The 13,560-nt window shown below is 63.4% G+C and carries 18 protein-coding genes; 8 read left to right on the top strand and 10 right to left on the bottom strand.

The annotated features are described in order from the left end of the window. Positions 1-104 precede the first annotated feature (104 nt). The 5 genes from ACXMYO_RS15345 to ACXMYO_RS15325 form a co-directional block, all read right to left on the bottom strand. Positions 105-1,133, bottom strand: coding sequence for a metal ABC transporter solute-binding protein, Zn/Mn family (locus ACXMYO_RS15345; RefSeq protein ID WP_457809364.1), 1,029 nt, complete (start codon positions 1,131-1,133; stop codon positions 105-107). 176 nt (positions 1,134-1,309) lie between these two features. Then, complete coding sequence (locus ACXMYO_RS15340) at positions 1,310-2,191, bottom strand: metal ABC transporter permease (protein ID WP_457809363.1); 882 nt, start codon at positions 2,189-2,191, stop codon at positions 1,310-1,312. Then, complete coding sequence (locus ACXMYO_RS15335; protein ID WP_457809362.1) at positions 2,188-2,955, bottom strand: metal ABC transporter ATP-binding protein; 768 nt, start codon at positions 2,953-2,955, stop codon at positions 2,188-2,190. The genes ACXMYO_RS15340 and ACXMYO_RS15335 overlap by 4 nt, the downstream gene beginning before the upstream one ends. Then, positions 2,952-3,134: a hypothetical protein gene (locus ACXMYO_RS15330; protein WP_438765805.1), complete on the bottom strand. Its 183-nt coding sequence runs from the start codon at positions 3,132-3,134 to the stop codon at positions 2,952-2,954. Before ACXMYO_RS15330 ends, ACXMYO_RS15335 begins: the two co-directional genes overlap by 4 nt. A gap of 218 nt (positions 3,135-3,352) precedes the next feature. Further along, complete coding sequence (locus ACXMYO_RS15325) at positions 3,353-3,640, bottom strand: DUF4235 domain-containing protein (protein ID WP_457809361.1); 288 nt, start codon at positions 3,638-3,640, stop codon at positions 3,353-3,355. Between the two features lie 137 nt (positions 3,641-3,777). On the opposite strand from ACXMYO_RS15325, the gene ACXMYO_RS15320 reads away from it, so the two are divergent. Next, positions 3,778-4,443 carry an alpha/beta hydrolase gene (locus tag ACXMYO_RS15320; RefSeq protein WP_457809360.1) on the top strand — a complete coding sequence of 222 codons (666 nt, stop codon included), beginning with the start codon at positions 3,778-3,780 and terminating at the stop codon, positions 4,441-4,443. A gap of 213 nt (positions 4,444-4,656) precedes the next feature. Next, positions 4,657-5,337 (top strand): alpha/beta hydrolase, encoded by a 681-nt coding sequence (locus ACXMYO_RS15315; protein WP_438765797.1) that lies wholly within the window; start codon positions 4,657-4,659, stop codon positions 5,335-5,337. A gap of 70 nt (positions 5,338-5,407) precedes the next feature. On the opposite strand, the gene ACXMYO_RS15310 is transcribed toward ACXMYO_RS15315, so the two are convergent. The 4 genes from ACXMYO_RS15310 to ACXMYO_RS15295 form a co-directional block, all read right to left on the bottom strand. Then, entirely contained in the window at positions 5,408-6,874 is a 1,467-nt protein-coding gene (locus ACXMYO_RS15310; RefSeq protein ID WP_457809359.1) for a sodium:solute symporter family protein, read from the bottom strand. Continuing rightward, a complete protein-coding gene (locus tag ACXMYO_RS15305) occupies positions 6,867-7,076 on the bottom strand; it encodes a hypothetical protein (RefSeq protein ID WP_438765795.1) in 210 nt (69 codons plus the stop codon). Before ACXMYO_RS15305 ends, ACXMYO_RS15310 begins: the two co-directional genes overlap by 8 nt. A 127-nt stretch (positions 7,077-7,203) precedes the next feature. Further along, on the bottom strand, positions 7,204-7,473 hold the full coding sequence (locus ACXMYO_RS15300) for a DksA/TraR family C4-type zinc finger protein (RefSeq protein ID WP_438768495.1): 270 nt from the start codon (positions 7,471-7,473) through the stop codon (positions 7,204-7,206). Between the two features lie 32 nt (positions 7,474-7,505). Next, positions 7,506-7,661, bottom strand: coding sequence for a hypothetical protein (locus ACXMYO_RS15295; RefSeq protein ID WP_457809358.1), 156 nt, complete (start codon positions 7,659-7,661; stop codon positions 7,506-7,508). Positions 7,662-7,758: 97 nt separating this feature from the next. Between ACXMYO_RS15295 and ACXMYO_RS15290 the strand changes: the two genes are divergently transcribed. Genes ACXMYO_RS15290 through ACXMYO_RS15280 form a run of 3 tightly spaced genes read left to right on the top strand, consistent with a single transcriptional unit; the run spans position 7,759 to position 10,707 of the window. After that, positions 7,759-8,718, top strand: a complete 960-nt coding sequence (locus ACXMYO_RS15290) for a GlxA family transcriptional regulator (protein WP_457809357.1) — start codon at positions 7,759-7,761, stop codon at positions 8,716-8,718. Then, a complete protein-coding gene (locus ACXMYO_RS15285) occupies positions 8,715-9,902 on the top strand; it encodes an MFS transporter (protein ID WP_457809356.1) in 1,188 nt (395 codons plus the stop codon). The genes ACXMYO_RS15290 and ACXMYO_RS15285 overlap by 4 nt, the downstream gene beginning before the upstream one ends. A 4-nt stretch (positions 9,903-9,906) precedes the next feature. After that, positions 9,907-10,707, top strand: a complete 801-nt coding sequence (locus ACXMYO_RS15280; RefSeq protein ID WP_457809355.1) for a hypothetical protein — start codon at positions 9,907-9,909, stop codon at positions 10,705-10,707. A 50-nt stretch (positions 10,708-10,757) separates the two neighbouring features. Here the strand turns inward: ACXMYO_RS15280 and ACXMYO_RS15275 are convergent, their stop codons facing one another. Beyond that, positions 10,758-11,132 (bottom strand): hypothetical protein, encoded by a 375-nt coding sequence (locus tag ACXMYO_RS15275; RefSeq protein ID WP_457809354.1) that lies wholly within the window; start codon positions 11,130-11,132, stop codon positions 10,758-10,760. A gap of 226 nt (positions 11,133-11,358) precedes the next feature. On the opposite strand from ACXMYO_RS15275, the gene ACXMYO_RS15270 reads away from it, so the two are divergent. From ACXMYO_RS15270 to ACXMYO_RS15260, 3 genes are read left to right on the top strand one after another with little or no spacing between them, the layout of a single operon-like run. Beyond that, positions 11,359-11,985, top strand: a complete 627-nt coding sequence (locus tag ACXMYO_RS15270) for a LemA family protein (RefSeq protein WP_457809353.1) — start codon at positions 11,359-11,361, stop codon at positions 11,983-11,985. A gap of 19 nt (positions 11,986-12,004) precedes the next feature. Beyond that, complete coding sequence (locus ACXMYO_RS15265; protein WP_457809352.1) at positions 12,005-12,757, top strand: TPM domain-containing protein; 753 nt, start codon at positions 12,005-12,007, stop codon at positions 12,755-12,757. Positions 12,758-12,780: 23 nt separating this feature from the next. Beyond that, a complete protein-coding gene (locus ACXMYO_RS15260; RefSeq protein ID WP_457809351.1) occupies positions 12,781-13,431 on the top strand; it encodes a TPM domain-containing protein in 651 nt (216 codons plus the stop codon). Positions 13,432-13,560: the final 129 nt, after the last annotated feature.

The raw sequence follows: 13,560 nt of genomic DNA, 5'->3' as shown, positions 1-13,560 counted from the left end.
TGAAATGATCCGTCCGAACAGGAAAGGGTAGAACATCACCAACGCAAGGGCCCGGCGCTCCCTTCGGAGGCCGGGCCCTGAACACGCCGGTCAAAACGCCGGGATCAGTCGTTTTGCTTCATGGCGCGGACCATCTGATCGACGTTGAAGCGAAACATCTCGGCGTAGGTCGCGGCCGGGCCGTCGGCATCGGAGAGCGCCTCCACGTAAAGTTCGCCGCCCGGCTCGGCGCCGGCGGCATTGGCGATCTGCTCGACCAGGCGCGGGTCGTTGGAGTTTTCAAAGAAGTAGCTGCCGATATGTTCCTCCTTCATCTGGGTGATCAGCGCAGCCACATCGCGGGCCGAGGCCTCGCTGTCGGTGGTCGTCCCCAGCGGTGATAGAAAGGTCACCCCATAGCGGTCGCCGAAATAGCCGAAGGCGTCATGGGAGGTCAGGATCCGGCGCTGTGCTTCGGGAACGCCCTCGATCTGCTCGCGGGCGTAGTCATCCAGCGACTCGAGCTCTTCCTTGTAGGCATCGCCGTTGGCACGGTACGCGTCAGCCCCGGCCGGGTCCGCCTCGGACAGCGCCGCCACGATGTTATCAACCCACACTTCGACATTGGCCGGGCTGTTCCAGACGTGCGGATCGGGGCCGTCATGGTGGTGATGGCCGCCGCCGTGCGCCTCGTCATGCCCGTGGTCATCACCTGCATGGTGGTCACCGTCATGATCATGCCCCTCACCGTGACCGTGGCCCTCGCCGTGACCGTGGCCCTCGCCGTGGTCGTGGCCTTCGTCACCCATCTCGCGGGTATGGATGTTCTCGGAGACCACCACCGGCGCCCCCTTGAAACCGGAGGTCGCGATCAGCCGTCCCATCCAGCCTTCAAGGCCGAGCCCGCTCATGAACACCACGTCGGCGTCGCGCACCCGGCGCACATCGCTGGGGGTAGGCTCGTAGGCGTGCGGGTCGCCGTTGGTGCCGATCAGACTCGAGACTTCAACGCGGTCACCGCCGACTTCACTGACCACATCGGCCAGAATGGTAAAAGAGGCCACCGCCTTGACCTCGGCGGCCTGCGCCACCGCGGCCGACAGCGGTGACAGTGCCAGCATTGCAGCCCCGGCCCACCAGATTCTGACGTTCATGCTTGTTCTCCTTTTGACAGTGAAAACGCCGGACCAGGGTCTGTCTGAAAAGTCGGTGAGCGAAGACAAGACAAGGCAAAAACTGGCGAAGAAACGGAGTTTACGAGGTGTAAATGAGTATTCTGAGCCAATTTTTAACACCGTATTGTCGAGCGCAGGCACTTCTCAGACAGAGCCTACCCGGCCAGATGCGGCCGTGACAGCCGCTGGCGCACGATGCCCAGCCGCCCGAACAGAAACGACAGCAGATAGATCCCGCTGGCCGAGAGCACAATCGTCGGCCCCGAGGCCACGCCGGTATGAAAGGAGATATTGAGCCCGATGATGCCGGCCAGAAAGGCCACCAGCATGGCGCTGAACATCATGCCCGGCAGACTCACCGCCCAGAACCGCGCCGCCACGGCCGGCAGCATCATCAGCCCCACCGCCATCAGCGTGCCCAGCGACTGAAAACCGGCGACCAGATTAAGCACCACCAGCAGCAAAAAGAGCACGTGGTAGAGATGCCCGCGCCCGCCGACGGCGCGTAAAAAGCCCGGGTCAAAGCACTCCATGACCAGCGGTCGATAGATCAGCGCCAGCAGAATCAGCGTCAGCGAGGAGATCCCGGCGATCAGATAGAGCGCGTCCTGATCGATGGCCAGAATCGTGCCAAAGAGCACGTGCAGCAGATCAACGCTTGAGCCCTTTAGCGAGACGATCAACACGCCCGCGGCCAGCGAGGTGAGATAGAAACTGGCAAAGCTTGCGTCTTCCCGCACCGCCGTCGTGCGGCTGACAAGCCCCGACAGCAGCGCCACGGCCAATCCCACGATCAGACCACCCAGCCCCATCGCCGGCAGCGACAGCCCCGCGACCAGAAAGCCGACCGCGGCCCCCGGCAGCACGGCGTGGCTCATGGCATCACCGACCAGGCTCATGCGTCTGAGCATCAACAAAACGCCCACCGGACCCGACCCCAGCCCCAGCGCCATGCAGGCGACCAGTGCCCGGCGCATGAAGCCAAAATCGACAAAGGGGGCGAGCGTGGCGTCATAGACCGTTGTGAGAATGCTCATGCCTGCTCCTCATGAATGGCACAGGTATGGGCATCCTCGCGCCAGGACTCTTCCATCATGTTGGCGCGGCGCAGGTTGTGAGGCTGCAGCACCTCCTCGGTGGGCCCCCAGGCGATCGCCTCGCGGGCCATTAAAAGCGTCTGCGGGAAGCACTGACGCACCTGGGACATGTCGTGCAGCACCGCAATGACGGTGCGGCCGTGCTCGTGCCAGTGACGAATCAGCGCCAGCAGGTCACGGGTGGTGCGCTCATCGATGGCGTTGAAGGGTTCATCCAGCAAGATGACCGGCGCATCCTGCAGCAGCAGCCGGGCAAACAGCACGCGCTGGAACTGACCGGAGGAGAGCTCGCTGATGCGGCGCTGTTCGAAACCACTCAGCCCAACCTTGTCGAGTGCCTCGAGCGCGCGGGTGACGTCTCGGCGCTTCATGCCGCCAAACACGCCCAGGCGATGCCAGTCCCCCATGGCCACGGTATCGAACACGCTCAAGGGGAAGCTGCGATCGACCTCGGCGGCCTGGGGCAGATAGCCATAGCGGCTGGCCGCCATGCCGGCCCGGTCGATGCGGCCTTCCGAGGCGGCCATGGTGCCGGTCAGCGCCTTGATCAGAGTGGACTTGCCGGCGCCGTTGGGGCCGATGATGGCGGTCAGACTGCCGGCCTCGAAACTGCCGGTTACGTGATGCACGGCCGGATGGCGCTGGTAGGTGACTGTCAGGTTGTCCAGATGAATGGGGGCGCCCCGAGTGTCCGGGCCACTCATGGGACGGCCACCGCCCAGTGCACCATGGTCCAGAGCCCGACCAGACCCACGGCGGCCAGCAGCAGCCGCCAGCCCACCGAAGACGCCAGAACGGAGCGTCGGCAGCGGCGCATGACATGATCATCGCGCGAGCGTGCAGCGCCCGGCGAATCATCCATAGAAGATAAGTGACGAGACACGATGTGATTCCATGACGACAGGATGCCGGGCGGACAACCGCCCGGCATCCGAGGATGTTATAAAGTATCATTGCATGCGAAACACAACAGCGCAATCGCTCTGCGCCACGTGAACACACCCTGTGAGTGCATCGGCTCAAGGCGTCCGTGTCGGCCTGCTCAAGAGATGCCCCTTCGGGTCGTCAGCCGGCAGCGCCATCGCCCAGGCGCCTCAAGTGTCAGTCCTCGATGCGCGCCAGCAGCCGCTGCCCGCGATTTGACCGGCGGGTCCGCCGCAAGCCGGCCGAGGCCACCTTCCACCCCACGATCCTTGCCGCCCCTACAACCATGCCACTGGCAGCGCCCCACAAAATGGCCTGGCGCCACTCGATATCCTCTCGATCGGGATTGACGGGCGGCTCGAAAACGCCGTAGCGAAAGCTTTTTTTCATGGCCTGACGCATCAGTATGCCCGTAACGCCCGCCGTCGCGGTGCCCACAATGGTCCAGAGGGTATGAGGTTTCATGGCAGTATCCCGTTCAAGTGATCAGTGACAGCCCTTCAAGCCTGGCCGATCCCCTTTGATGCCACCAGTGCCCATGGACAGCCCCGCCGCTGTCGCGCACCATCCAGTAATTCCCTTGCCGACCCACAGGACCTTTCATGAGCGAACAGCCCCCCGTCATCTTCGAACCCGAACAGACACCGGCCACCGCTGTGGTCATCATCCTGCACGGACTGGGCGCCAGCGCGCACGATTTCGACCCGCTCATCCCGGCGCTGTCGCTGCCGGACGATCTGGCGGTGCGCTTTGTCTCCCCCCACGCCCCCGTGCTGCCGGTCACCGTCAACAACGGCATGGCCATGCCGGCCTGGTACGACATCACAAGCATGGCACTGGAGCGCGAGATCGATGAAGACCAGCTCAGGGACTCGGCGAAGCGCATTCAACGTCTGATCGATGAGCAGATCGCCAGCGGCATCGACAGCCGCCGCATCGTGCTGGCCGGCTTCTCCCAGGGCGGCGCGGTCGCCTATGAAGCGGCACTGACCTATCCCGAACCGCTGGCCGGGGTGCTGGCCATGTCGACCTACTTTGCCACCGCCGAAAGCATCGACACGGACGCCGCCAACCGCGACACGCCCATCGAGATCCACCACGGCACCCAGGACCCGATCGTCGATGAGACACTCGCCCAGCGCGCCGCGCAGCGCCTGACCGACATGGGCTACGACGTGGAGTACCGCACCTGGCCGATGGCCCATACCATCAGCGCCGATCAGGTCCCGGCGATTCGTGAGTGGCTGCTGGCGCGGCTGGGTCAATAAGCTCTTCCCGCCCGTACGGATGACGGCCTTCAGCCGCGCGGCGCCGGAAGACAGGCAATGGCTTTCATGCCAAGCATCAGAAAACCCATGCCTGCCATGCCGGGGCGCTTAAACACGGCGCCGACAGGGCTGATCGCCTTTTACGGCACGGATATGAGACGGCGCCGGCGTCATCCTTGGGACATCGCTTTCATCGTCTCCCAAGGTGTCGACATGTCCTTTGCCCAGTCTTCGATCATCGAACCCGCCAGCGGTCGTCCGGCGGATGCCTGCGTCATTTTCCTGCACGGTCAGGGCGGCAGCGGTTATGACTTCGAACCGCTGTTCCATGCCCTCGCCCTGCCGGCCAACAGCGCCGTGCGCTTCGTGCTGCCCGGCGCGCCGATTCGCCAGCTGGAATGCCGTGAAGGCGCGCGTGCCAGCGCCTGGTATGACGCCGCCCCCGGCGAGGTTGTCAGCGGCCACGCCCAGCAGCAGATGGTCGACGCCGTGCGTCAGGTCGAGATGCGCATCGACAGCGCGCTGGCCGACGGCATTGATGCCAGCCGCATCATTCTGGGCGGCTTCGGTCAGGGCGCGGATATCGCCGCCCACACCGCTCTGGGCTATCGCAAGGGCCTGGGTGGGCTGATGATGCTCTCCACCGCGCTGGGCGCGATGCCGTCCACCACCCATAACGCCAACCGGCATCTGCTGATCACCATGCATCACGGTCGCCAGGACCCGGTCATCGGTGAAGCGGCCGCCCGTCAGCGCAGTGAAGCGTTTATCCGCATGGGCTATAGCGTCGACTATCACGCCCACGCCATGGGCAACGAATTCTGCGCCGACGAGCTCTCCCAGCTGCGCGCCTGGCTGGTCACGCGGCTGATTCGCACCCGCCTGGTCGCCTGATTCGCGCCGTCCAATGGACGCATGCGATAGCACGTTGATAGCGCCGCCCATTGAGGCGGCGCTTGTCGTTTCAGGCGTCGTCCTGCCCCCGGCCCGCGGCAATCTGCATAAACCGTTCGCCGTGGCGGGGCGGGCGAGTCACAAGGCTTGTCGCGACGTATAAAAGCGCCGCGAGTGGCAACCCCCAGAGCCCCGGCGGCAGACCCAGCGGTTTGATGCCGGTGACAAACCCTGCCAGCACCAGTGCGCCGGTGACCACAATACTGACCAGTGCGCCGCTTGCCGTGGCGCGAGACCAGAAAAACGCCCCCACGATAGCGGGTACGGCCACCACCAGCCCGCTGGAGGAGGCCACCGACAGCACCGCGATCAGATCCAGACGCAGCTCGGCAAAGCCCAGCGCGATCAGCGCAATCACGGGCATGACCCATTTGCCCAGCCTGAGCTGAGCCTGCTCGCCGGCCTCCCCCGTTGAAGGCGCCAGAATATCGCGAGCGATCATTGAGGCCAGCGTCAGCATGATGGAATCAATCGTCGATACCGCCGCGGCCAGAATGCCCACCATCACGATGACCCCCAGCACCGGCGGCACATGACTGGAGGCCAGAAGCGTGGGCGTGGCGAGATCGGCACTTTCAAGCGCCGGGAAGGCCACCAGCGCCGAAAAGCCCCACAGCACCGACACCAGCGTGTAGACAAGGCCGAACACCAGAAACCCCAGCAGCATGCGCCGCATCGCACCCAGATCCCGGGGCATGAACAGGCGCTGACTCACCTGCGGATTGGAGAGGCTGAAAAAGAACCACGGCAGGGTCAGCCCCAGAAAGTTGACCAGGCTGAATACGCCGTTGCCCGGCACCACCAGCGACTGCGGATGCTCACGGGCCAGCCGGTCAAAAAGCACGCCGAACCCGCCCAGTTCATGCACGACCAAAAGCGCCACCAGCGTCGAGGCCACGATCATGAAAAGGGCCTGCAGCGAATCGGTCCAGGCCACCGAGCGCATGCCGGCAATGCGCGAGAAGAGAATTGCCAGAATCGTGGCCACGACCACACCGGTCGTAAACGACACGGCGCCACCGCTCATGCCGGAGAGCAGATAGCCCACGCCTGCCAGCTGCACCGAGGCATAGGGAATCAGAAACAGACAGCTGGTCAGCGTCACCGCAATGCTTACGCCGCGGCTCTCGTAGCGATGCCCCAGCATCTCCGCCGGCGTGACAAAGCCGAAGTGGCGTCCCACCGCCCAGAAGCGCGGACCAAAGACCGCCACCAGCGACACCCCGGCAAAGTAGAGAATCTCGAAGCCCAGCGCTCCCACACCACCGGCGTAGGTCAGCCCGGCCAGCCCCACCATCATGAAGGCGCTGTAGGTGGTCGCGCTGTAACTCAGGGCCGAGACCACCCCGCCCATCTGGCGATTGCCAAGAAAATAGTCGGCCATGCCGGTGCCCTGGCCCTGCCGCGAGCGCCACGCCACGACAAGCGACACCACCAGATAAAGCCCCACCGCGCTCCAGATCAACGACTCACTCATGCCGGTCGCCCCGGCCGTGCCTGTCTGATGCTCGAAAGTGACGCGTGACCCGCGCATTGATCGCGATGACCAACACGCCCATGACGCTCCAGAGCAGAAAGCTGCCATACCAGGCATGCACCTGCGACAGCAGCGTAAAGGGCACCACAACAGCGATCATGATCAACAGTGCCATGACGCCGACCCAGCGTGACGTGGCCATCTCGTTCCCTCGCGCTCGATGATGAGACGCCAGCATAGCGCGACGCCCTTATGCTCGAAATAAGCAAAAAGCGTAAGATGTGAAAAAAACCGGGCACGCCGGCCCGGTCTCTTGATGAAATTCCCTGTCAGCGCAGCTGACTGTCCTTGCTGCCGCGCCGGTTAAAGCCTGACGTCCGGCTGGTATGGCGATCCTCTTCGGCCTGGCAATTCACACACAGTCGAACGCCGGGGACCAGCTCGCGCCGACGCTCGGGAATGGGCGCCTCACACTCTTCGCAGTGCGTCAGGCTCTCGCCCTGGTTGACCAGGTGACTGCGCGCCCGCGCCACGCCCTCTTCCACGGTATCGTCAATCTGATCCTGTACTGCGCCATCTCGTGTCCAGCCGCCGGCCATGATGCTCTCCCCTAACGCTGAAAAACCGAGCATTAAAGACGTCGCCACGCCTGTGCCAGCCAGTCACCGGCCCGGGCGATCTCCTGCTCATGACTACCAGCATAGCCCAGTACCAGCCCGGCCTGTAGCGCCATGCCCGTAAAATAACGCGACAGATAGCTGAGCGGCCAGACAGGCCCTGGACGCAACGCTTGACCATTAATGTCCGAATCAGTGGGCAACGGGTCGTTGCCGACATCGCCAACCGGTCGCAGACTCGTGCTATCTCTCTACGAGAAGTCGGCGATGTCTCATACCCTGGATCTACTGGTCTACCCGAACTGTCAGCTGCTGGATGCCAGCGGCCCCTGGCAGGTATTTGCCTCGGCCAATGAGCTGGCCGGCAAGGCCTTTTATCAGCTGCGCCTGCTGGCAGAATCGCCAGGCCCTGTCACCACCAACGCCGGCATGATCCTGCAGGCCACGCACGCGCTGGGCATGACCCCACCCGGCAATACGCTGCTGGTCGCTGGCGGCTCCGGCGTCCATGCCCTTGAGGCGAAAACCATCGAAACCATTGCACAGCGCGCTGCGATCACCCCGCGCGTGGGCGCGATCTGCTCCGGCGCCTTTGCCCTGGCGCGTGCCGGAGTGCTTGATGGCCGCCGCGCCACCACCCACTGGCGCCATGCCGAGGCGCTGGCGCTGCAATTCCCGAAGGTAAAGGTCGAGCCGGATGCCCTTTATCTGGAAAGCGGTGGCATCTACACCAGCGCCGGCGTGACGGCGGGTATCGACCTGGCTCTCTCGCTGCTGGCAAAGGATCATGGGCTGGTCCTGGCAGGAGAGGTTGCCCGGGAGCTGGTGATGTTTCTGCATCGCCCGGGCAGTCAGGCGCAGTTCAGCGAAGGATTGAAGGCGCAGATGACCCGCCAGGGGCGGCTGCGCCGGCTGGTGGATCGCGTCACCGCCGAGCCCCTCGCCGACTGGCGAATCGATACCATGGCCGAGACAATGGCGGTCACCCCGCGCCATCTGGCGCGACTGTTTCGTCAGGAACTGGCGATGACGCCGGGTGCCTTTCTGACCCGACTGCGGCTGGAGGCCGCCCGGCGCCTGCTGCTGGAAAGTGACACCTCAACCGCCCTGATCGCCGAGCACTGTCGCCTGGGTGGTGGCGAGCAGATGCGTCGTCTGTTTCAGCGTCACTTCGGCCTGCCGCCCTCTCTTTATCGGGCACGTTTCGGCTCGAGAGTGGCCTCATGACAGCACGACTCGAACCAGCCCGGCTGCCCGCCACGGTCTGGTGGCTGGCGCTGTGTCAGGCGCTGCTGGTCAGCGGCAATATCATGCTGATCACCATTACTCCGCTGATCGGCGCGCGGCTGGCCCCGGGTGACGGCTGGATCACCCTGCCGGTAGCCGCCCAGATGCTGGGCACAACCTGCGCCACCCTGCCCGCCGGCTGGCTGACGGCGCGCTTTGGGCGGCGGCGTACCTTCATGACGGCCAACCTGGTGGGGCTGGGCGGTGTCGCTCTGGCAGCACTGTCGCTGGTGGGGGAAAACTTTGCCGGTTTCAATCTCGGCGCCTTTGCCATCGGGGCCAGCATTGGTGCCGGGATGCTCTATCGTTTCGCCGCAGTGGATGCAGCGCCCGCCCAGCGTGACCGCGCCCTGTCGATGGTGATGGCCGGCGGGGTGCTGGCGGCCCTGTTCGGCCCCTGGCTTGCCGGCGTCTCCCGCAATCTATTGCCAACGCCCTTTCTGGGCACCCTGCTGGGGCTTGCCGGTCTGTATTTTGTCGCGCTTATCATTGTGGCCAACCTCGCCCTGACCGATCCGGTTGCTCGGGGCACCCGGGCCGCACCGGCATCACTGATCACGCTGTTACGCCGGCCCGGACTGGCGGCTGCAATTGTTGCCGCGGCGCTGGGCTATACGGTGATGAATCTGGCCATGACCGCCACGCCACTGGCGATGGCCTATCACGGTCACGATTTTGAGGCCACGACCCGGGTGATCAGCATGCATGTGCTGGCCATGTTTGCGCCGAGTTTTGTTACCGGGCATTTGATCCGACGGTTTGGCCACGTTGCCATGATCATGGCCGGGGCGGCCCTGCTGGCACTGAGCGTGGCCTGCGCGCTGTTGACGCCGGCACTTTACGCCTTTGGCGCGGGGCTGGTGCTGCTGGGTCTGGGCTGGAACTTCACCTTTGTGCCCGCCAGCGCCTGGCTGACGACCACCTACCAGCCCGAGGAGGCCCCGCGGGTGCAGGCTCTTAACGACTGCGTGGTGTTCAGCCTGGTCACGCTTTCGGCGCTGGCGGCAGGGCCGTTGAATGCCTGGCTTGGCTGGCAGCAGCTCAACCTCTGGCTGCTGATGCCGGTAATTTTACTGGCGATCGGGGTGACAGTGCTGAAGCAACGAGACGACCTGGATCGCTAACCGCATGGCTGCGGCATCATCTTTTCACGGGGAAGATCCATCACGCGACCAGATTGACCTGCAAGGATGGGAGCTGCCATCAATCGTTATTGGCTTAAACGCTTTAATCGGCCACGATCATCCTCTTTCACACATGCGCTCTTTCGGAGAACCCATGGCGCTACAAAATCGTGTCGATCCTTTCGGCAGTTTGCAGTCCACAAAGGCTCGCGGAAGCCTGCTTGGCAATCGTGGTCAACTGCATGATGCAGGCAAGAACATTATCCGCTCATGGAAAAGCAGGGCCTGGGTGACGTGTTCTCTTGAATACGGTGATATACGGCGAACGATCTTTTCTCCTACCTCCTATTCCGAACTTTTTTTCCTTGATGAGGCGACAGCCTTTGCCGCAGGGCACCGCCCTTGCGGCTCGTGCCGAAACAAGCGCTACAGGGAGTTCAAATCAAAGTGGCTGGCTGCCAACCCTGAAGCAATATCGGAGAAAAAGCCTTCCATCGCGGCAATGGATAAAGTGCTGCATGCCGAACGTGTTGCCCACGACGGTGGCAAAAATACGTTTGAAGCAGGCGTTAAAACCCTGCCCTTCGGAACGTTTGTTGAATGCAACGGTGTTGCGTTCGTAGTGGCAGGCGAGAATCTGCTCCCCTGGTCATTTCATGGCTATGGCGAGGCGATTTCGATTTCTGAAGTGGCGCCAGTACTTACCGTACTGACCCCGAAGTCGATCGTCAGTTTGTTCAGATATGGGTTTCAGCCGGACCTACATCAAACGGCAGAGTCACCGACCTGCCCTTTTCGGAACTAAATACCGGCTTTGACACCCGCCTTGCTCATGAGGCAGGTGTATCGATCAATTTACGGCGCGGTATCATCCTGAGTGCGCTGATCAGGGATATCGGCGGTGCCCTGCCCGGTCCGGGTAGTGTGGTCATCGTTCATGGTGCCGGCACCGTCTTCCTGACGTTGGCGCTGCGTGCTGTCGGTCACGGAGGAGGCTTCATGGGAGTCCTGAAGCTGCTGCTGGCGATCCCTTTGCATGTTGCCGCTCTGGTCCTGCATGCCACTGGCCCCGCCCTGGCGGGACATGCCGCCGGCATTCTGGTCAGGTGCCTCCATCGATTGAGACGGCAGGGTGGCCGGGCCGTCCTCTCCTGGCTGCGACGAGGCCAGCGCCAGCATGGGCACCAGCGCCAGAGTCAGCCCCCACAATGCGAGTTGCGATGTTTTCATGACAGTGTGCTCCAATGAGTCGTGCCAGCACTGAGCATAGTGGGCGCCGGAAGTGTTCACCCTTTTTTAAGGTGCTGCTTTGGTCGCGTGCAGGCGCCGACATCGTATCAACGACGACGATTGGCGCGGGGACATCTAGACTGACACCATCGAGGGGCCATCACGGTGGTGGCCCATCCGTTTAGCACCCTCAAAGCCTGACCGTTCGAGACCCCGAATCATGCCCATGTATTGCGATCGATCTTCCTCCCGCCTTGGCCTGCGCCCCGTTTACTGGCAGTGGCTGGCGCTTTTGTGCCTTTGTGTGGCCCTGTCCGGCTGCGGCGTCAACAACATTCCGACGCTCGATGAGAAGGTGAAATCCGCCTGGTCTCAGGTCGAAAACCAGTACCAGCGTCGCGCCGATCTGGTCCCGAACCTGGTCGAGACGGTGAAAGGCTACGCCAATCAGGAGCAGGAAACGCTCACGGCGGTGATCGAGGCGCGCTCGAAGGCCACCTCGATTCAGGTCGATGAAAACACGCTCAACGACCCCGAACAGTTTCAGCGCTTCCAGCAGGCACAGGGTGAGCTAAGCGGTGCCCTGAGCCGTCTGATGGCGGTATCGGAGCGCTATCCGGACCTGAAGTCGAATCAGAATTTCCTGGCGTTGCAGTCCCAGCTGGAAGGCACGGAAAACCGGATTTCGGTGGCCCGTCGCGACTTCATTCAGGCGGTCGAGGCCTACAACACCGAGATTCGTACCTTCCCGGGCAGTATCTGGCACAAGATCATGTACAGCGACCTGCCGATTCGTGAAAACTTCGAGGCCACTGCCGAAAACGCAGACCAGGCACCTCGGGTGAACTTCTAAAACAACAGGTGATTTCCTGATGCGACTGACACGCTCGCTCACCGTCGGTTTTTTACTGCTGCTGTGCACGGCAGCCGTCCAGGCCGCGCCCGATTTTCCCGAGCTGACCGGGCGCGTGGTGGACAACGCCGAACTGCTCGACGCGTCCACCGAAACGCAGCTCTCCGACACGCTGGCCGCCCATGAAGAGGCCACCGGCGAACAGGTGGTGGTGGTCACGCTGCCCGATCTGGGCGGGGAGACCATCGAGCAGTACGGCTATCAGCTGGGCCGCGAATGGGGCATCGGCCAGGAAGGCGAAGACAATGGGGCGCTTTTGATCGTGGCCCTCGATGAGCGCCAGGTGCGCATCGAGGTCGGCTACGGCCTTGAAGGACGCCTCACCGATGCGCAGTCTTCTGCCATCATCAACCAGGTCATCACGCCCGCCTTCAGCGACGGCGACTTCGCCCGCGGCATCGTCGAGGGCAGCCAGGCCATGATCCAGGTGCTCGGCGGCGACCCGCTGGCGCAGAGCGAGCAGCGCGGCGAACGGGCTGACGGTGAGTCCAACGAGCTGGGCGGCGCCGGCATCTGGCTGTCGATTCTGATGTTCATCGTCTTGATGATCGTTCGCGGCGGTGGTCGCGGCGGCGGCGGCCTGCTGGGCGGTATGCTGCTGGGCGGCATGCTGGGCGGCGGTGGCCGTTCCGGTGGTGGTCTCGGCGGCGGCGGTGGCTTCAGCGGCGGTGGCGGCGGCTTCGGCGGCGGCGGTGCTTCCGGCGGCTGGTAACGACTCTAAAGGGATAACGCGGTATGTCATTACTAAAAGAGAGCGAACAGCGTGAGGTGGGCGAGGCAATCGCTCGCATCGAGCGCGACACCGATGCCGAGATCGTCACGGTGCTGGCCCCTCAGGCGGACGACTACGCCTACATTCCGCTGCTGTGGGCCGGGCTTGTCGCCCTGATTCTGCCCGGGGCACTGGCCGTCATCGCCGGCTGGTTCGATGCCGCCGCATGGCTTGGCGGCTGGACGCTTTTGCTCACGCAGTGGGTTCTGTTTGCGGTGCTGGCGGTGGTCTTTCGACTGCCCGGCATCACCACGCGTCTGATCCCGAAACATGTGCGCTACTGGCGCGCCGCCAACCTCGCCCGACGACAGTTTCTCGAGCAGAACCTGCACCACACGCAGGATGGCACCGGGGTCCTGATTTTCGTCTCGGAAGCCGAGCGCTACGTCGAAATCCTGGTGGATGAGGGCATCTCCCGCCGGCTGGACAACGCCGTCTGGGCCGACATCGTGGCCGACTTCACCCAAAAGGTACGCGCCGGACAGACCCAGCAGGGCTTTCTCGACTGTGTCGAGACCTGCGGCAAACTGCTGATAACCCATGTGCCCGCCACTCACGAGCGTAACGAGCTGCCCAATCGCCTGATCGTGCTGGATCAAAACGACATCGGTTAGCGCGATCTGTCACGCGGCACTCACCGGCACTGCCGGCATCAGAAAGCCACCCTTCAGAGGGTGGCTTTTTGTCGTCAGGATCTCCCTGATCCGATGACTGCGGCCACCATGCCAGGGCCAAACTGAAGG

This window comes from Kushneria sp. EE4, assembly GCF_977968315.1.
This window is presented reverse-complemented; position numbering and strand designations above follow the sequence as displayed.